The sequence below is a fragment of the Pseudomonas sp. MNR3A genome (assembly GCF_009650575.1).
Classification (GTDB): domain Bacteria; phylum Pseudomonadota; class Gammaproteobacteria; order Pseudomonadales; family Pseudomonadaceae; genus Aquipseudomonas; species Aquipseudomonas machongensis.
The window spans coordinates 45,415-63,241 of record NZ_VZZS01000041.1 but is presented as its reverse complement, the minus strand read 5'-3'; the positions used below and the strand labels follow the sequence as shown (position 1 = coordinate 63,241).

13 protein-coding genes and 1 pseudogene are annotated in these 17,827 nt (G+C 59.5%); 13 read left to right on the top strand and 1 reads right to left on the bottom strand.

Annotated features, from left to right (window positions below):
- The 6 genes from F6X62_RS24540 to F6X62_RS24515 form a co-directional block, all read left to right on the top strand.
- Positions 1-609 (top strand): DUF4113 domain-containing protein (locus tag F6X62_RS24540; protein ID WP_153774978.1); only part of this gene is annotated, 609 nt, incomplete at its 5' end.
- 307 nt (positions 610-916) lie between these two features.
- On the top strand, positions 917-1,276 hold the full coding sequence (locus F6X62_RS24535) for a hypothetical protein (RefSeq protein ID WP_153774977.1): 360 nt from the start codon (positions 917-919) through the stop codon (positions 1,274-1,276).
- Positions 1,277-1,342: 66 nt separating this feature from the next.
- Positions 1,343-2,329, top strand: a complete 987-nt coding sequence (locus F6X62_RS24530) for a hypothetical protein (RefSeq protein ID WP_153774976.1) — start codon at positions 1,343-1,345, stop codon at positions 2,327-2,329.
- A gap of 623 nt (positions 2,330-2,952) precedes the next feature.
- Entirely contained in the window at positions 2,953-3,798 is an 846-nt protein-coding gene (locus F6X62_RS24525; RefSeq protein ID WP_153774975.1) for a hypothetical protein, read from the top strand.
- A 518-nt stretch (positions 3,799-4,316) separates the two neighbouring features.
- The gene (locus F6X62_RS24520) at positions 4,317-4,502 is read left to right on the top strand and encodes a hypothetical protein (protein ID WP_081255346.1); all 186 of its coding nucleotides are present in this window, start codon (positions 4,317-4,319) and stop codon (positions 4,500-4,502) included.
- A 137-nt stretch (positions 4,503-4,639) separates the two neighbouring features.
- On the top strand, positions 4,640-5,881 hold the full coding sequence (locus tag F6X62_RS24515) for a M20/M25/M40 family metallo-hydrolase (RefSeq protein ID WP_153774974.1): 1,242 nt from the start codon (positions 4,640-4,642) through the stop codon (positions 5,879-5,881).
- Between the two features lie 156 nt (positions 5,882-6,037).
- Here F6X62_RS24515 and F6X62_RS24510 read toward each other — a convergent pair whose 3' ends face one another.
- Positions 6,038-9,355, bottom strand: a complete 3,318-nt coding sequence (locus F6X62_RS24510; RefSeq protein ID WP_153774973.1) for a type III effector HrpK domain-containing protein — start codon at positions 9,353-9,355, stop codon at positions 6,038-6,040.
- A gap of 528 nt (positions 9,356-9,883) precedes the next feature.
- Between F6X62_RS24510 and F6X62_RS24505 the strand changes: the two genes are divergently transcribed.
- The 7 genes and pseudogenes from F6X62_RS24505 (at position 9,884) to F6X62_RS24475 (ending at position 17,779) form a co-directional block, all read left to right on the top strand.
- Positions 9,884-10,366 (top strand): formate dehydrogenase subunit gamma, encoded by a 483-nt coding sequence (locus F6X62_RS24505; protein ID WP_153774972.1) that lies wholly within the window; start codon positions 9,884-9,886, stop codon positions 10,364-10,366.
- Positions 10,363-11,913, top strand: coding sequence for an NADH-quinone oxidoreductase subunit NuoF (locus F6X62_RS24500; protein ID WP_153774971.1), 1,551 nt, complete (start codon positions 10,363-10,365; stop codon positions 11,911-11,913). The genes F6X62_RS24505 and F6X62_RS24500 overlap by 4 nt, the downstream gene beginning before the upstream one ends.
- Positions 11,910-14,798, top strand: coding sequence for a formate dehydrogenase subunit alpha (fdhF, locus tag F6X62_RS24495; RefSeq protein ID WP_153774970.1), 2,889 nt, complete (start codon positions 11,910-11,912; stop codon positions 14,796-14,798). Before F6X62_RS24500 ends, fdhF begins: the two co-directional genes overlap by 4 nt.
- Complete coding sequence (locus F6X62_RS24490) at positions 14,795-14,998, top strand: formate dehydrogenase subunit delta (RefSeq protein WP_125929374.1); 204 nt, start codon at positions 14,795-14,797, stop codon at positions 14,996-14,998. The genes fdhF and F6X62_RS24490 overlap by 4 nt, the downstream gene beginning before the upstream one ends.
- 96 nt (positions 14,999-15,094) lie before the next feature.
- Positions 15,095-15,262, top strand: coding sequence for a YhfG family protein (locus F6X62_RS24485; protein WP_153774969.1), 168 nt, complete (start codon positions 15,095-15,097; stop codon positions 15,260-15,262).
- A gap of 3 nt (positions 15,263-15,265) precedes the next feature.
- Positions 15,266-15,873 (top strand): annotated as a pseudogene (locus F6X62_RS24480) (Fic/DOC family protein).
- A 94-nt stretch (positions 15,874-15,967) separates the two neighbouring features.
- Positions 15,968-17,779, top strand: coding sequence for an ABC transporter ATP-binding protein/permease (locus F6X62_RS24475; RefSeq protein ID WP_153774968.1), 1,812 nt, complete (start codon positions 15,968-15,970; stop codon positions 17,777-17,779).
- The last annotated feature ends 48 nt before the right edge of the window (positions 17,780-17,827 follow it).

Below are 17,827 nucleotides of genomic sequence, written 5' to 3'. Positions count from 1 at the left end.
GTGGTGGTGGAGAAGACCGCGCGCGAGCTGGCTGGCGTTCCCTGCCTCGAACTGGATGAGGCGGCGCCACCGAAGCAGGAGATCTGCTGCAGCAGGATGTTTGGCAAGCGACTGAGTGAGCTTGCCCCGATCAAGCAGGCCGTGGCCACCTACACCGGGCGAGCGGCTGAAAAGCTGCGGGCGCAGGGCTCGGTATGCAAGCGTATGCGAGTGAGTATCCGTACCGGTATGTTCAACCCTGATGAGCTGCACCATGCGCAGGGAGCGCTTGTGGAGCTGCCTTACCCTACGAATGATACGCTGCTGCTCACCAGGGCGGCGACAAGCGCGGTGGAGCGTGTTTACAGGGAGGGCTACCGGTACAGCAAGGCCGAAGTGTTATTACTCGACTTGTGCCAGCCTGGGGAGTTCACGGACGATCTCTTTGCGATCACGCAACCGGTGACGAGCGACAGACTGATGTCGGTGGTGGACCAGATCAACGACAGGTATGGGCGAGGGACAATGAGGGCGGGCAGCGTCCCCCGCACCCCCGATTGGGGTATGCGCCGCGAGCTAATGAGTAGGTCGTATACCACGCAGATCGACCAATTGTGGCGAGTTCGATAGAGCGGAGTGGGGCAAAAATGGGGCAAACCGAGCGCCATTCCATGGCCCTCTATGACTCTTGTGGGCTTTCCCCGCAGACATAAAAAAGCGCCCAAGCCCTTTACATATAAGGCTTGGGCGCTTTTTCTCATTCAGACACCATCGCCGCTCCTTAAGCATCAGCCAAAATCTCAGAGCCCTCATTTCGGAGTTCGTAACGCTGTAGGGCGAAGCTGAATTTTAGGTTTGATGAAATGAGGGTTGGGCGAGCGTAGGCTGCTTTGCTAATATCGAAAGGTTGACAAGTCTCTTAAAGGCGAGAAGTAAAATGGCAGTGAATTTCTTTACGTCGGATCCTAAAGCGCTGCTGGATAAGTTTAATGAGCGAATAGATCAGGAAGATTTGAAGGGGAAGGTTACGACTTGGGTAAGGGATAAGGATGGGGATTTTACTCATGTCGCTGATGATTGGAAGAATAAAGCGTGGTTCCGGCCGAAGGTTATTGATGGAGCGTTAGTTTTTAACATCCTTGGTAGGCAAAAAGTAGTGATGCCGACAGTTGTATATGGTTACTATCATGGTCATTTGACGGAAACATTCCTTAATCATTTTGATAAAATGTTTAGTAGCAGTTCTTCGACGGCGCTTGCGACTAAGGACGATCGATTGGGGGGGGATGGTGCATAAGATGATGTTGTTTGCTTAAACGCAAAAAAAGATAAGATAAGCTTAAGAAGCAGGGAAGGCGATATCGTGGAAAAAAGTTGGGGTGGATTGAAGGAAGTCGATGTTGATTCGGCAGCTTCTGGGATGAAGGATCCCGAAGTCGAAGTGCAAGAGGGCTCTGGTGCGAGTGAAAAAGGGCTATTAAAAGGTGCTCAACCAACTGAGTTTCAATTGGAGATTGAGGATAAATGGCGCGATAAGTCTCATGCTGAGTTACGGAGGGAGATCGAAGGTCAGCTAAAAAGTCAAGGTCTTTCCGATGCTCCCAAAGAGTTTATCGATCATTTAGTGTCGAACATTTCTAAGGATCTTCGTAAAAAAACGCGCTCGCAGCGTATCAAGAACTTGGTGAAGTCAACAATTATCGCTTTCATAGTGGCGGCTTTCGCAGCACTCTTGAGCGTGATGACTGAGAAGGCGGAAAGATATGTGTCGCGTGGAGAGTTACGTGCCGCGTTGACTAATGCGATTCAAAAGAATGCAAGTTTTGATGATGTGAAGCTAGTTTATCAGCATGAGATTGATAGTAATCCAGTTGACACGATTTGGCCGCTGGTTAAACCGCATCTCTATTATCAGAAAAATACTTTGAGCTTATTGCTCGTGCTCAATGATCTAAAGGTTATGAAACTTACAGCTGTTGACGGCCTTGAAGATAAAGATATTGATTTTATATCTAAGGTGGACGCTCTTGTTCTAGATCATAATAGAGTCAATCCTTTTGATGGTTTGGATGAGCAAAGTTTGCGTGATTTTCGTGGGATTTCCTACAAGCTTAATAAGGATGAGTACGAAAAAATCAAAGATGAATTGATGAATTTGAATTCGGCAATCAAGCTGAAAAATAGTCTTATTGAGCAATATTTGAGTAGCAGTAATCTGAGTTTGTATGTTTCGGTGGCTGCATTTATCTTTTCGATAATTGTCGCGATTTGGCAACTTTTCCCTCGGAAGGCAAATCAGAAGCAGCTAATGTCAGAAGTTGTTAATGAATATATGGCAAAGAAACCCTGAGTAAGTTCAAGATAGGGATTGATCGGCTCGGCCAGTTTACTCGCGCAGCTCTGCTGTGCTGGCTGAGATCGCGTCAGCGTTCACGTCTAAGGCTCGCAGGGCCCCATGACATTCTCGTGGATGTGGACAGATCCCCTCTGACTAACCCATAAAGATAGCTCCTCAAGAGCAGCCCTTATCGCTACCTGGTTCAGAAGCAAGAGCTCGAGTGTGTCAGCGGTTAGGGAAGCTTTTTCATCCATGAGTGATGTCCATTGCTGAGATTGTAGGGCAAAACTTGAGGTATTTTTCAGGGCGCTTTAAGCCACACAAGCCGGATTGACCACGAGATCATAGCTGATATTGTGGTCCTATCCAGCCTCTTGAGTAAGCCGATCGAGATTCAAATCCTTATCCCTACTTTAGACATGACCAATGGGGGTGCTCGTCTCGGCCTGTGTGGGGGAACTCGGAGCTGATTCCATGATGCAAAAGGCGCCGAAGCCCCGATCTTGCGAGCTTGGCGCCTTTTTTGCTCCTGCCGCATCACATTGAGATGTGTTTATTGCTAGGTTAAACTAGCATACATCGCGCATGTTGATATTGTGATGGCTTGGTGGCCTACTTAACTAGGGAAAGAAGACATGACTTGGAAACTTGCCAATCCGATAAAGCAACGTGAACTTGAGCTGAAATTCAGATCCCATGACATTTCATTTGAGAATGTTGGGTTTTGCGATGATCCTAATTTTCTCAAGCAGGAGCGGAAAGATTCGCGCTATCTGGAGTTGTACGCTCAGTATGTAGAAGTAAAAAACTACACTTCTGAGTACTTAGAGGAAGCGCGTAGAAGAATTGACATAACAGCAGAGGTGCTGAGGGCTGAGGTCGAGCGTGATGGACGAATAGGGGCATGTGTCGACACATCTGGCATGCTTGGGCGGATGTTAGACCGCTTGGGTGTATGGAATTATGTGGCCAAATCATGCCTTACTATTGCGTTCCCTAGCAGTTCTGGAGAGGCAGCTCGTTATTTTTGGAGCTTTGATGAGGGTGAGTTTGTTGCGCCGCATGCCATTGTGGTCGCGCCCCCGTATTGCATTGTTGATTTGACAGTCAAGCACCAGTCATATAGTGCCAAGCAGAGGTGTATGCTGCCGTCGATCGTTCTGGAGGATAGGTTTACAAGAGGCAGCTGGTTTCCAGAGGATTTGGCAAACCATGGACTACTCCAAGGGTTGCGTCGACATCAAATACCTTTTGAACAATTCCTCAAACAGCAGAGTCCAGGGATGGCTTCGGTGATTCAACATCTTCCTCCGCGCACCTCAGAATTCGAAGGTACTCATTTGAAGTACGTCATCGTCGCGGTTGGCGGTTTTATTGAGCCGCTGGAGGGGATCAAGGGGTACAAGCCCAATGGACGGTTAGCCCATTCGATTTTTGAAAGTGACGTGCTGCCGCTCATTGACAAGGAGGGCTTTGCTTAAAGCGATGGCTGCAAATAATTCGAATGGTACAAAAATGGTACGCGGTTAGAGGGTGTGGCCTGAAAGGTATGGAAAGACTGGCCTTCAGGAAGTGCCTGCCCAATCCATCATGGGTGCGACGCTGAACCGGCGGGAGGGCTCAGGGCGCGTGGTTTGTGGGTTTGAGGCTTGTGATGCAGTGCGTTCGTTCAACGTATTCAGTACCGATTACCGACAATTTTGTCGCGTTGTACCATTCGCTCGGGGCCCTGTACCAACAGAGCCGCGACAGGAGGCGTTCAGGTCGCGAGTTTACCAAGAGCACCAGCTATTTGCCTGTAGAGCCTTGCTTGCCGTGGCCCCGGTGGTCAGTCCGTCAGGGAAACATTGCCCGCGAAACCCCCTACGGCCTGGATAGCTCCCCGCTGACTTTGCCGAGCATCCTCCTTACGATAGATTGTTCGCCTCAACCAAATCGCGCCATGTCGAAACCCACAAACAGCCCGCATCCGAAGGGAAGACTCATGCATCCATACGACATGCCCCAAGCCGAAGCGGAGAAGATTCACGTCGAAATCGCCAAACTGATGGCAGAGACTCGCAAGCTCAATGCCGAAGCAGGCAAATTGACCCGAGAAACCTTCTGGTACCCGATCGGCATCGCGACCGGTCTGGTGACAGCAGTGGCGGGCATCACCGCACTGACAATCAAGGTCTTTGCCTGAATCCCCAGCCCCGCAATCGCGGGTTTTTTTACATCAAGGCCAATGGCCTGCACTTCATCAAATGGTCTACAAAGCTGGCGCCAGCGCCATCGATGGTCAAAGCTGCAGGTTCCCCTTGCATTGATAAAGGACTTCGCATGCCCATCCGACGTTCACCGATCGCCGCTGCCATCGCCTTGTCATTCCTGTCGTTTTCCGCCCTTGCCGCCAACCTGACTCCCGACGCGCTACTGAAAAAGGCCGAGGCCGAGCAGAAGGCCTATCTCGCGACCGTCAAGCAACTGGTCAATGTCGATACCGGAACCGGTCAGGCGCCGGGGCTGAAAACCGTCAGCGCCTTGCTGGTCGAGCGGCTCAAGGCGTTGGGTGCCGAGGTCAAGACCAGCCCGGCAAGCCCCTCGACGGGCGACAATATCGTCGGCACCTTCAAGGGCACCGGCAGCAAGTCGTTCCTGCTGATGGTCCACTACGACACGGTGTTCCTGCCGGGCACCGCTGCCAAGCGGCCGTTCAAGGTCGAGGGCGAGCGTGCCTATGGGCCTGGCGTGGCCGATGCCAAAGGTGGTGTGGCGATGATCCTGCACTCGCTGAAGCTGCTGCAGGACGAGAAGTTCAAAGGCTTCGGCACCTTGACCGTATTGTTCAACCCGGATGAGGAAACCGGCTCCAGCGGCTCGAAGGCGATCATCGCGGAGCTGGCGCGCAAGCATGACTACGTGTTCTCGTACGAGCCCCCGGACAAGGATGCGGTGACGGTCGCGACCAATGGCATCAATGGCGTATTTCTCGAAGTGAAAGGCAAGTCTTCCCACGCAGGCTCCGCACCTGAGGCTGGGCGTAATGCCGCCATGGAGCTGGCCCACCAGATGCTGCAGTTGAAGGACCTCGGCGACCCGGCCAAAGGCACCACGGTCAACTGGACGATGGTCAAGGCGGGCGACAAGCGCAACATCATTCCCGCCAGCGCCACGGCCGAGGCGGACATGCGCTACTCGGATCTGAGCGAAAGTGACCGGGTGCTGGCCGACGCGCAACGCCTGGTGCAGAAAAAACTCATCGAGGGCACCGAAGTGACGGTGCGCCTCGACAAGGGCCGCCCGCCGCTGGCGAAGAACGCCGGCTCTGAGCAGTTGGCGAAAACCGCCCAGGCGCTCTATGCGAAGATCGATCGCAACATCGAGCCAATCGCTATGCGTTTCGGGACTGATGCGGGCTATGCCTACGTGCCCGGGAGCGAGAAGCCGGCAGTGCTTGAAACCATGGGCGTGGTGGGAGCGGGATTGCATGCCGATGACGAGTACATCGAGCTGTCGAGCATCGCGCCGAGGCTTTATCTGACAGTGGCATTGATCCAGCAATTGTCCGAGGCGGCGAAGTAAGCGCGCGTCGGATCAAGTGGATATTGTCCTGCGATGACCGGCATCCCGGTTTCATTTGCCGCGGCGTCTTTTTTCGCGGGCAAGCCCGCTCCCACAAGGCCCACGCAGGTTTTGACAACCCTGCATCGCAGGCCAGCAGGCGCGGGCGGCCTTGCCTCAGCCGTAGGCGAAGTTGTACTCCTCGTCGCGATCCTCCTGGGTGATCGGTCCGCCGGTCAGGTCGTACTTGTCCAGCACCGGCTTGAGCTCGCCGAAGAACTGGTCCTGCATCTTCTCGCGCTTGGCTACTTCGATGATCGGCAACACGATCCCGGCCACCAACCCGATACCCGCCGTGGCCCAGCCCAGCACGCCGGAGAAGGCACCGGCGATGGCGCCGACATCGGCCAGGCCAAACAGGCCCGCACCGCCTTCGATGATCGAGGTGATCGCCGCACCTGTGCCCAGCGCGCCGGTGGTCAGCGAGAAGCCGGCCCCGACCTTGTCACCGGCGAAGGCGCTGTTGACGCCGCTGATCAGGCCCAGCACGCCGCCGATGAAGCTGCCCGCACCGCCGATGACCTTGCCCAGGTTGCCCAGGCGGTTGATGCCGTCGGTGTTCTGCACCATCTTGCCGGTCGGGAATTCGCCGATAGGGGCGGGTTTGGACGGATCGACCGGGGTGGGTTTCCAGACCATGCCATAACCGGCTTCCTTGGCGTACTTGGTGCCGCCCTCGATGATCAGGCCGGCGAACTGCATGCCTGCCGAAACCCGCGAGGCGTTGTCGGTCGGGCTGTTGCCCCCGGTGGCGGAACGTGCGGCCAGCACACCGCCGGCGAGCAGGGCGCTGCCGATGTGCAGCAGGCCTTGCTTGTACGACTCGCTGACATTGAGCTTCAGACCGTCGATCGACTTGGGCAGGACGTCGCTGATCTTCTCGCCCTGGCGGTTGGTGTCCCACACCGAGCGCAGCATCGAGATCACATCCTGCGGGCGGATCGGCGCACCGCTGGAGTCCTTGAACATGTCCGGATCGTCGGCCATGGCCTTGTCGATGATGGCCTTGGCCTTGTTTTCATCGAAGTTGCCGCTGCCGTCGCCAAAGATGTCCTTGAGCGTGTTGTTGTCGGCACCGTCGATCAGTGAATCGGACACTGCCTGGTTGATGCGCTGGCCGACTTCGGAGGCTTCCTGCGGCGTCACCTTGTCACCGAGGAACTCCTTGAACAGCGCGGCATTGGAGGCGTACTGGCCGATGACGGTCATCGGGTCGCCGCCCTTGGACAGGCCGTCCTCCAGGTCCTTGCCGTTGAGGATGTGCTCGCGGAAATACTGCTCGATATCCCCGGACTTGCCCGACTTCTCGGCGATCGATGCCAGGTCGACGTTGCCGTCGCCGCCCAGGGCGAGGTCGGTCAGGGTGGCATCGGTACCGGCCAGGGCGAGGGCATCGGGCAGCGACAACGGGTTGCCATTGGCGTCCATGGTGGCCAGGGCGGTGTTGATGATGTTGCCGCTGTTGATCTGGCTGTCCTGGCTGTGCTGCAGCGCTTTCTTCATCGCCGGGTCGGCGTTGATGATGTCGCGCATGCCCGGGCCCTGGTTTGCGGCCATGTAGGCCTTGACGTCCGCGTCGTTGCCCAGCTTGGAGATGGCATCGTCCAGTTGTTTCATGACCTTGGACTTGGTCGGGTTGAGGTGGTATTGGCTGTCGGCGGTGATGCCGGCATACAGGTCGCCGTCGACCTTGTCGCTGGCCTGCAGGCGCGCACGCGCGTCGGTGATTTCCAGCATGGCCGCGGCCTTGGTCTTGCCGTCGTAGTTCTCGGGGTGCTCGAGCACGTCCTTGGTCAGCTTGGAGGTGTCCACGCCCGCCAGAGAGCCGCGAATCGAGGCGTTGCTGAGCATCATCAGCACGCCGTGGTCGTCCTTCGGCGCCTGGTTTTCCAGCCAGGCGCCGATGTTCTTCTGCTGAACGATGCCGTCGGAGGAGGCGGTCGCGGGGTGGTCGCCGGCCGAGTCCATCACGTGCCACATGCCTGGGTTGGACCAGTAACCGGCAGCGCCTGTCAGCTCGGGGCTCAGGCCGCTGTCGGACTTGATCGCGTTTAGGTTGTCGGTGGTCAGGCTACCGTTGTTGGCGCGCTGGTTGGCGCCTGCCATCTGCGGGCCAGCGCTGCTGACCAGCGAGATGTTGGCCATGACGATGGCTGCGGACTTGGCGTTTTCCTTGGCCAGGTCGGAAGCGCCCGGGTTTTTCGAGAGAAACTTCGAATAGGAAGAGGAGGCAGCCGACAGGTCCTTGTTCTGCTGGCTGATGAACTTGTCGACATCGGCGTGGGTGATGACGCCATCGCTCTTGCCCAGGCCGCCGCTGTCCAGGGCGTTCATCAGGCTCGGGCTGCCCGCCAGGTACTTGAGGGTGGCCTGCGCCTCGGGCGGCAGGTCGCTGGGTGGGTTGGAGAAGTCGATCTTGCGGTCGTGCAGGCCCCATTTGTCCCAGTTGTCGCTGAGCATCTTGGATGCGGCACGCGGGCGCTCCAGGTCTTTTTCGGCTTGAGAGGGTTTGTCGGCACCCTTGTTGCCGGTGATGGTGTCCCAGTCGCGCACACCGCTGGCGTACTTGGAATTGTCGATCCAGCTGGTGTCGACCGCGCCGTCGACACCGAAGATGCCGTTGGACTCCTTGCTCATCGAGGCATAGAGATCCGGGCTGATGCCTTGGGAGACGATGATCTTCTCGCCGCTTTCGGTTTCGTAGCGGATCAGGCCGTGGCCCAGTTCCTCGGGCGTACCGATGGCCTTGATGCCATCGGCGGGCTCGTCGGCCCTGGCCAGGCGATAGCCTTCCTGCTCGCTCTTGTTGATCAGGGTGAGGGCTTCGCCGTCGGACTTCACCTGGTCAAACAGGGCATGGTTGGTCTCGTTGGCGACGATCACCTTGTCGCCGGACTGGGTTTCGTAGCGAATCAGGCCGGGACCGACCTCGTCGGCAGGGCCGATGAACTTGTAGTCGTCCATGCCCGGTGGCACATCGCCGGCCTGGGCGATGCGATAGCCCTCGGCCTTGCTCTTGTTCAGGGCGTCCACGGCGTCGGTCTTGCTGGCCATGCCGTCGAACAGGTAGGGGGTCATCTGCTTGATGATGACGATGTCGCGTCCGTCGCGGGTCTTCAAATCCAGGACGTTGTCGGAAAGCTTGGTGATCGAGGCGATGTTGGCCAGCGGGATACCGGTGTTGCCGATATCGGCGAGGTTGGGGTCGTTGATGTGCTTGATGACTTCCGGGTCGTTGGTGGCCAGCGCGGCGGCGATCTCCGCTTCCTTCTTGTTGTCGACCGCGGCGGCGACGACGAAGCGTTTGTTACCGGCCGGCGTGGCGTCTGGCGTGTCCTTGAAGTTGGAAAGCGAGCGGGTGACCGCAGTTTCGAAACGAGCGAGGGGATTGTCCGAGGACGATGTGCCAGGGGCGTCGGTGTTCGAGGTTCTCATGGGGCCGGACCTAGTGATACAGGAGGATTCCGACGATAAGGAGGCAATAAGTCATATTTGTTTCAAATTGTAAAATAAACGTGCGAAGCGTGAATTCATTATCGTTTTCACGCGTTTGCTAAATAATGTGATTGCCGCAGCGGAAGTTGTGAATTTAGTTGCCTGTCAAGTGAAGTGTTTTTTGGTAAATAGCCATTGTTATCGGCAAGCTATTAACTAAGTGAGAAGTTGTGAAATGACTCGTAACTATCTTTCCCGGATTGGCACTGCGCTTGTGGAGGTGAGCTTATGTGCAGTCTCGCATGCGTCGGTTTCAGGATGTGCCCTGTCGCTTGCGCGCTATCGTTTTCGGCCAACGGTGCCATTCTTACCAGGATGTCCGAGGACCGAGTGTGCACAGACGCACCGGCTTGGACGAGGAGGGCGACCGTGATCCTGTGACCGTGACAGGCCCGGAACGCCACAGCAGAACACCGCCGGACACCTGCCCGCACCTTCGGGCGGATCCGGGTTGCCGAGGTCCGCTGTATGCCTGAAGAGACGCTTGACCTGCCCTTGATCCAGCGTGTGCTGGACAACCACAAGGAGGTGCCCGGCGCGCTGTTGCCGATCCTCCACGCCATCCAGCAAGGCCTGGGCCATGTACCCGATGAAGCAGTCCCCGAGATCGCCCATGCGCTGAACCTCAGCCTCGCCGAAGTGCGTGGGGTGATCAGCTTCTACCATGATTTCCGCACTTTGCCCCCGGCACGCCACACCCTGCGCCTGTGCCGCGCCGAGTCGTGCCAGAGCCGCGGCGCCGAAGCCCTGGCCGCGCAGCTGCGCGAACAGCTTGGGCTGGACGACCATGGCACCACTGCAGATGGAGCGTTGAGTCTGCGCCCGGTGTACTGCCTCGGCGCTTGCGCCTGCTCGCCAGCGCTGGAGCTGGACGGGCAGGTGCATGCGCGGCTCACGCCCGAGCGTCTGCAGGCTTTGGTGAACAGCTGCAGGGTGGAGGCGGGCGCATGATCAAGCTGTGTATTTCCTGCGATTCGCTGGCTCGCGCAGTGGGCGCCGACCAGCTCGCCGAGGCGTTCGAACGTGAGGCCGCGAAGCGGCAACTGCCGCTGCAGATCCAGCGCACCAGCTCGCGTGGCCTGTATTGGCTCGAGCCATTGCTGGAGCTGGAAAGCGCCGAAGGGCGCCTGGGCTTCGGACCGGTCATGCCTGAAGACGTGCCGGGCCTTCTGGAGGCCCTGGACAAAGGGGCTGAGCATCCACTGGCATTGGGTCCTGTCGAACAGATCCCTTACCTGAAGACCCAGCAGCGCCTGCTGTTTGCCCGCGCAGGCATCACCCGGCCATTGTCGCTGGATGACTATCAAGCCCATGGCGGCTTCGAGGGGTTGCGCAAGGCTGCATTGCTGGATGGCGATGCAGTGGTTGCCGCGGTGCTCGATTCCGGCCTGCGTGGCCGAGGCGGGGCCGCGTTTCCGGCGGGTATCAAGTGGCGCACCGTGCGCCAGGCACCGGCCGGGCAGAAGTACATCGTCTGCAACGCCGACGAAGGCGACTCCGGCACCTTCGCCGACCGCATGCTGATGGAAGGCGATCCGTTCCTGTTGATCGAGGGCATGATCATCGCCGGCCTCGCGGTCGGCGCAAGCAAGGGCTACATCTATGTGCGCTCCGAGTACCCGGACGCCATCCGAGTGCTCAACGAAGCGGTGATGCTGGCCCGCGAAGCCGGCTATCTGGACGTCACCGGCAGCGGCGTGGCTTTCGAGCTTGAGGTGCGTGTGGGGGCTGGCGCCTATATTTGTGGCGAAGAGACGGCGCTGCTGGAGTCGATCGAAGGCAAGCGCGGCATCGTGCGCGCCAAGCCGCCGCTGCCGGCGCTCGAGGGCCTGTTCGGCCAGCCGACGCTGGTGCATAACGTCCTGACCTTGGCTTCTGTGCCGATCATCCTGGCAAGAGGTGCAGCGTTCTATCGCGACTTTGGCATGGGCCGTTCGCTGGGCACCTTGCCGTTCCAACTGGCGGGCAACGTGCGCCAGGGCGGGTTGGTCGAGCGTGCCTTTGGCCTGACCCTGCGTGAGCTAGTCGAGGGGTATGGCGGTGGTACCGCCAGTGGTCGTCCGCTGAAAGCTGCGCAGGTCGGTGGCCCGCTGGGTGCCTGGGTGCCGCCGTCGCAGTTCGATACGCCGCTGGACTACGAGGCCTTCGCTGCCATCGGCGCGATGATCGGCCATGGTGGTGTGGTAGTCGCCGACGACACGCTGAACATGGCCGGCATGGCGCGTTTCGCCCTGCAGTTCTGCGCCGAGGAATCCTGCGGCAAGTGCACGCCCTGCCGCATCGGGTCGACCCGCGGCATGGAGGTGGTGGATCGCCTGATCGCCAGCAGCGACCCTGCTGCGCGCGAAGACCAGGCGCACCTGCTGCGCGATTTGTGCGACACGATGCAGTACGGCTCGCTGTGCGCGATGGGCGGGATGACCGCTTACCCGGTGGCCAGCGCCCTCAAGCACTTCCCCGCCGATTTCGGTCTGGCCAGCTCGGAGGCCGCGCAATGATCAACTATTTCGACCCCGCCAACAGCGACATCGACCTGGGCACGCCTGCTCGCGACAGTGAGCTGCAGGTCAGCCTGAACATCGACGGCCGTGCGATCAGTGTCCCCGCAGGCACCTCGGTGATGCGCGCCGCCGCGCTGCTGGGCACCAGCATCCCCAAGCTGTGCGCCACCGACAGCCTCGAAGCCTTCGGCTCGTGCCGCATGTGCATGGTCGAGATCGACGGTATGCGCGGCTACCCAGCTTCATGCACCACGCCGGTCAGCGAAGGCATGGTGGTGCGCACCCAGACGCCGCGCCTGGCCGACCTGCGGCGCAATGTCATGGAGCTGTACATCTCCGATCACCCGCTGGACTGCCTGACCTGCTCGGCCAATGGCAACTGCGAGCTGCAAACGGTCGCCGGCCAGGTGGGCCTGCGCGAGGTGCGCTATGGCTATGACGGCGCCAACCATCTTGACGAGGCCAAGGACGTCTCCAACCCGTACTTCGACTACGAGCCCAGCAAGTGCATCGTCTGCAGCCGCTGTGTGCGTGCCTGCGAAGACATTCAGGGCACCTTCGCCCTGACCATCAATGGTCGAGGCTTCGAGTCGCGGGTGGCAGCGGCCGGTGGCGAGAATTTCCTCGCCTCCGAGTGCGTGTCCTGCGGCGCCTGCGTGCAGGCCTGCCCGACAGCGACCCTGACTGAGAAGAGTTTGGTCCAGCTCGGCCAGCCGGAGCGTGCGGTGATCACCACCTGCGCCTATTGCGGGGTGGGCTGCTCGTTCCGCGCCGAGATGAAGGGCGATCAACTGGTGCGCATGGTCCCGGACAAGAACGGCGGCGCCAACCACGGTCACGCCTGCGTCAAGGGGCGCTTCGCCTGGGGCTACGCCACCCACCCGGATCGCATCACCACGCCGATGATCCGCAAGCGCCTTGAAGACCCATGGCAGGAAGTCAGTTGGGATGAGGCGCTGGCCTATGCCGCCAGTGAGTTCCGACGCATCCAGCTCAAGTACGGACGCGACTCGATCGGCGGTATCACCTCCAGCCGTTGCACCAACGAAGAAGCCTATCTGGTGCAGAAGCTGGTGCGTGCCGCCTTCGGCAACAACAACGTCGACACCTGCGCGCGGGTCTGCCATTCGCCGACCGGTTATGGCTTGAAGCAGACCCTGGGCGAATCGGCCGGCACCCAGAGCTTCGACTCGGTCATGCAGGCCGACGTGATCCTGGTGATCGGCGCGAACCCGACCGACGCTCACCCGGTGTTCGGCTCGCAGCTCAAGCGCCGCCTGCGCCAGGGCGCGCGGCTGATCGTCATCGACCCGCGCCGCATCGACCTGGTCGACTCGCCCCACGCCCGCGCCGAGCTGCACCTGCAACTGCGTCCGGGCACCAACGTCGCCATGCTCAATGCCTTGGCCCATGTGATCGTCGATGAAGGGCTGCTCGACCAGGCCTTCATCGACGCGCGCTGCGAGAGTGCCGAGTTCACGCGTTGGCGTGAGTTCGTCAGCCTGGCCGAGAACTCACCCGAGGCGCTTGGGCCGATCTGCGGCGTACCTGCCGAGCAGATCCGCGAGGCGGCACGGTTGTATGCGGGCGCTGGCAATGCGGCGATCTACTATGGCCTGGGCGTCACCGAACACAGCCAGGGCAGCACGGCGGTGATGGGCATCGCCAACCTGGCCATGGCAACCGGCAACATCGGTCGCGAAGGCGTGGGCGTCAATCCGTTGCGTGGTCAGAACAACGTCCAGGGCTCATGCGACATGGGTTCCTTCCCTCACGAATTGCCAGGCTACCGGCATATCTCCAACGAGACCGTGCGCAGTGAATTCGAGCAGGCCTGGGGCGTTACCTTGCAGCCTGATCCTGGTCTGCGCATTCCCAACATGTTCGAGGCCGCGCTCGATGGCAGCTTCAAGGCGCTGTACTGCCAGGGCGAGGATATCGCCCAGAGTGACCCGAACACCCAGCACGTCACCGCGGCACTGATGGCCATGGAGTGCGTGGTGGTGCAGGACATCTTCCTCAACGAAACCGCCAAGTTCGCCCATGTGTTCCTGCCAGGCAGCTCGTTCCTGGAAAAGGACGGTACCTTCACCAACGCCGAACGCCGCATCTCGCGGGTGCGCAAGGTGATGGAGCCGCTGGCCGGCAAGGCCGACTGGGAGGCGACCGTGGCCCTGGCCAATGCCTTGGGCTACCGCATGGACTACCGGCATCCGTCCGAGATCATGGACGAGATCGCCCGCCTGACGCCGAGCTTCCACCGCGTCAGCTACGCGGAGATCGATCGTCATGGCAGTCTGCAATGGCCATGCAACGAAGCCGCGCCCGACGGCACCCCGACCATGCACATCGACCAGTTCGTGCGCGGCAAGGGGCGATTCATGCTCACCGGTTATGTACCCACCGACGAGAAGGTCAATGCCCGTTATCCGTTGTTGCTGACCACCGGCCGCATCCTCAGCCAATACAACGTCGGCGCCCAGACCCGTCGCACCCACAACGTTGCCTGGCACGATGAGGATCGCCTGGAGATCCACGCCAACGATGCCGAAAGCCGTGGCATCCGCGACGGCGACTGGGTTGGCGTGGGCAGCCGTGCGGGGCAGAGCGTGTTGCGTGCGCGGGTCAGTGCGCGGGTAGCGCCGGGCGTGGTGTACACCACCTTCCACTTCCCCGAGTCCGGTGCCAACGTGATCACCACCGACAACTCCGACTGGGCCACCAACTGCCCCGAGTACAAGGTCACGGCGGTTGAGGTGGTGCGGGTGTTCCAGCCCTCTGAATGGCAGAAGCGCTATCAGCATTTCAGTGACGAACAGCAGCGCTTGCTCAAGGAGCGGCGCCAGGCCGAGGGACAGGAAAAAGCCGAGGTGCGCCGATGAGCAGTGACAACCTGGTCAAGATGGCCAACCAGATCGCCCACTACTTCGACAGCGAACCGGACCGGGCGCTGGCGGTGCAGGGGGTGAGGCAGCACTTGCAGAGTTTCTGGACCCCAGCGATGCGCCGGCAGTTGAGCGAATGGATCGAGGCCCATGCGGGGGAGGGTCTCGATTCGAAGGTGCGGGAGGCGTTGGGGTAGTGATCTGGCCTCGGCATGACCCATGCCGAGGCCGCGCAGGCATTAGCCGTTTTCGCTATAATCGAACTTCCATCACCCCGTGAGAGGCGTTGAACGGTGAAAGGCATTAGCTTGGAAACCAAAAAAGCAGCTTGGGAAAAGACTCGCCGCTCGAACTACGCAGCCAGTCTGCGCCTTGAGGGTTTTGATGTCACGCCTGACTCCGCGGAGTGTATGCTCCCGTCCAAGGAAGAGTTGTTGCGTCAATACCGCAAGCAGGCTTGATCCTTGGATAAGTATGGTGTCGGACAGGACGCCTACTGTTATCCCGGTACGGTCGTCCTGTGCAATCTACTTGATCTTCGTGATGATTCAGCGCTTGCCAGGGCCGAGCGGGACTTTTCCGAGCTCGCTGCCAGCCAGCTTCCATTCGAGCTCCCTCCTTACGATCTTCCCTATCTCCAGAGGCTTCATCGCGCGCTTTTTCAGGATATTTATGCGTGGGCTGGAGAAATTCGCACGCTCGATATTTCCAAAGGCCACACGCGTTTCTGCAATATGAGTCGCATTGAAGCCGAAGCTTCAAAAGTATTCAGCAGCCTTGCAGGCAAAGCTGGTATGAGGGCTATTCGCGTGCGGATCTGATCCGCGCCGTGGCAGAAAGCTTTGGCGATTTGAACATGGTCCATCCATTTCGCGAGGGAAATGGGCGAGCTCAGCGGATTCTTTATGAACACGTGATCTTGAACGCGGGTTTTGACATCGACTGGTGGTCGGTCGATCCTGATGAGTGGGTGGCTGCGAACATAGCGGCAGTTGTTTGCGATTATTCGCCGCTGGAAGCGGTTTTCGACAAGTGCATCGGGCGGACCATCATCGGCTTGTCGCCTGTTTAGCGTTCATGGCGACGCCCAACATGAAACCTCCGTCATCTTCGCCAACCCCGGCCGGTGCTAGGCTCGAGTAAATACTCGCCACGGAAACCCCACCATGGAAATGAACTGGCACCAGGCCCTGCAAGAGAGCCTGAGCTGGCTTGCAGTCGCTTCATTGATCACCCTTGTCGGCTTCACCGCCGCCGCTTTCCTGGCGGTGCGCTTCACTCGCTGGGGCCAGCAGTTCTGGCAACTGGCAGGCGATTACTTCAGCTTCAGGCGCAGTTGGCGTCCGCTGTTGGTGTTTGCCCTGCTGCTGTTCCTGGCGCTGTTCTCGGTGCGCATGAACGTGCTGTTCTCGTTCTGGTACAACGGTTTCTATAGCGCCCTGCAGGGCATGGACCAGACGGCGTTCTGGTACCTGCTCGGGGTGTTCGCGGTACTGGCAACCATTCATGTGCTGCGTTCTCTGTTCAACTATTACGTCACCCAGTCGTTCAACATCCATTGGCGGGTCTGGCTGACCGAGCGCCTGACCGCCGACTGGATGCACGGAGATGCCTACTACCGCGGGCAATTCCTCGAAGAGCCGGTGGACAACCCGGACCAACGTATCGAACTGGACGTCAACGCCTTCGTTACCGGCTCGGTGTCGCTGGCCCTTGGGGCAGTGAGTGCGTTGGTCTCGCTGGTTGCCTTCACCGGTATTCTCTGGGGGCTGTCGGCGCCACTGGCAGTGGCTGGGGTCGAGGTGCCACGGGCGATGGTGTTTGCGGTGTACGTCTATGTGCTCATCGCCACCTGGATCGCTTTCCGCCTCGGGCGGCCGTTGATTCGCCTGAATTTCCTCAACGAGAAGCTCACGGCGAACTTTCGTTACGCACTGATGCGCTTGCGCGAGAACGCCGAGAACATTGCCTTCTACCAGGGCGCGCAGGTCGAGCGGGGCACGTTGCTCGGGCGCTTCTTCGCCTTGATCGGCAATGTCTGGGCGCTGGTCTGGCGGAGCCTGAAGTTCAACGGTTTCAACCTGGGTGTCAGCCAGGTGGCGGTGGTGTTCCCGTTTATCCTGCAGGCGCCGCGTTTCTTCAGCGGAGCGATCAAGCTGGGTGACGTGATGCAGACGTCGCAGGCGTTCGGGCAGGTGCAGGATTCGTTATCGTTTTTCCGGGAGTCCTACGACACCTTTGCCAGCTACCGCGCGACCCTCGATCGTCTCACCGGTTTTCTCGATGCCAACCACCAGGCCAGCGAGCTGCCGCACGTGGCAACCCGGGAGTTGCCGCGGGCCCTGGATATCGCAGGTTTGCAGGTGCTGCGCCCGGATGGCCACCGGTTGATTGCCGACCTGAGCCTGAACCTGCAGGCCGGGCAGGCATTGCTGATCAAGGGGCCTTCGGGCAGCGGCAAGACCACGCTGCTTCGGGCCCTGGCGGGATTGTGGCCTTATGCAGAAGGGGCGGTCGCGAGGCCTTTGGGGGAGCAGGCGCTGTTCCTGTCGCAGCGGCCTTACCTGCCGTTGGGGGATCTGCGCACCGCCATCGCCTACCCGGCCCAGGTCGGTCAGGAGCAGGATGCACGGATGCAACAGGCATTGCGGCAAGTGAACCTGGCGCATCTGGCCGAGCGCCTGGAGGAAAGCCGCGACTGGACGCGCATCCTGTCGATCGGCGAGCAGCAGCGCCTGGCGTTCGCCCGAGTATTGTTCAACCAGCCGCACGTGGTGTTTCTCGATGAGTCCACCTCGGCGATGGATGAAGGTTTGGAACATGCCTTGTATTCGCTGCTGCGCAACGAAATGCCGGAAACCTTGCTGGTGAGTGTCGGGCACCGCAGCACGCTGGCTGGCTTTCACAGCCACCGGCTGGAGGTCGATGGAAAGGGTGGTTGGGCGTTGTTCGAGCAGGACGCGGTGGTGCTGTCCTGAGTATCGGCAGCAGATGAAAAAGCCCCCTGGCATCGCTGCCAGGGGGCT

Bases quoted from the DNA above. Each gene is read 5' to 3' on its own strand.
- F6X62_RS24535 (WP_153774977.1), top strand. From the start codon at position 917: ATGGCAGTGAATTTCTTTACGTCGGATCCTAAAGCGCTGCTGGATAAG.
- F6X62_RS24525 (WP_153774975.1), top strand. From the start codon at position 2,953: ATGACTTGGAAACTTGCCAATCCGATAAAGCAACGTGAACTTGAGCTG.
- F6X62_RS24520 (WP_081255346.1), top strand. From the start codon at position 4,317: ATGCCCCAAGCCGAAGCGGAGAAGATTCACGTCGAAATCGCCAAACTG.
- F6X62_RS24515 (WP_153774974.1), top strand. From the start codon at position 4,640: ATGCCCATCCGACGTTCACCGATCGCCGCTGCCATCGCCTTGTCATTC.
- F6X62_RS24510 (WP_153774973.1), bottom strand. From the start codon at position 9,355: ATGAGAACCTCGAACACCGACGCCCCTGGCACATCGTCCTCGGACAAT.
- F6X62_RS24505 (WP_153774972.1), top strand. From the start codon at position 9,884: ATGCCTGAAGAGACGCTTGACCTGCCCTTGATCCAGCGTGTGCTGGAC.
- F6X62_RS24500 (WP_153774971.1), top strand. From the start codon at position 10,363: ATGATCAAGCTGTGTATTTCCTGCGATTCGCTGGCTCGCGCAGTGGGC.
- fdhF (WP_153774970.1), top strand. From the start codon at position 11,910: ATGATCAACTATTTCGACCCCGCCAACAGCGACATCGACCTGGGCACG.
- F6X62_RS24490 (WP_125929374.1), top strand. From the start codon at position 14,795: ATGAGCAGTGACAACCTGGTCAAGATGGCCAACCAGATCGCCCACTAC.
- F6X62_RS24475 (WP_153774968.1), top strand. From the start codon at position 15,968: ATGGAAATGAACTGGCACCAGGCCCTGCAAGAGAGCCTGAGCTGGCTT.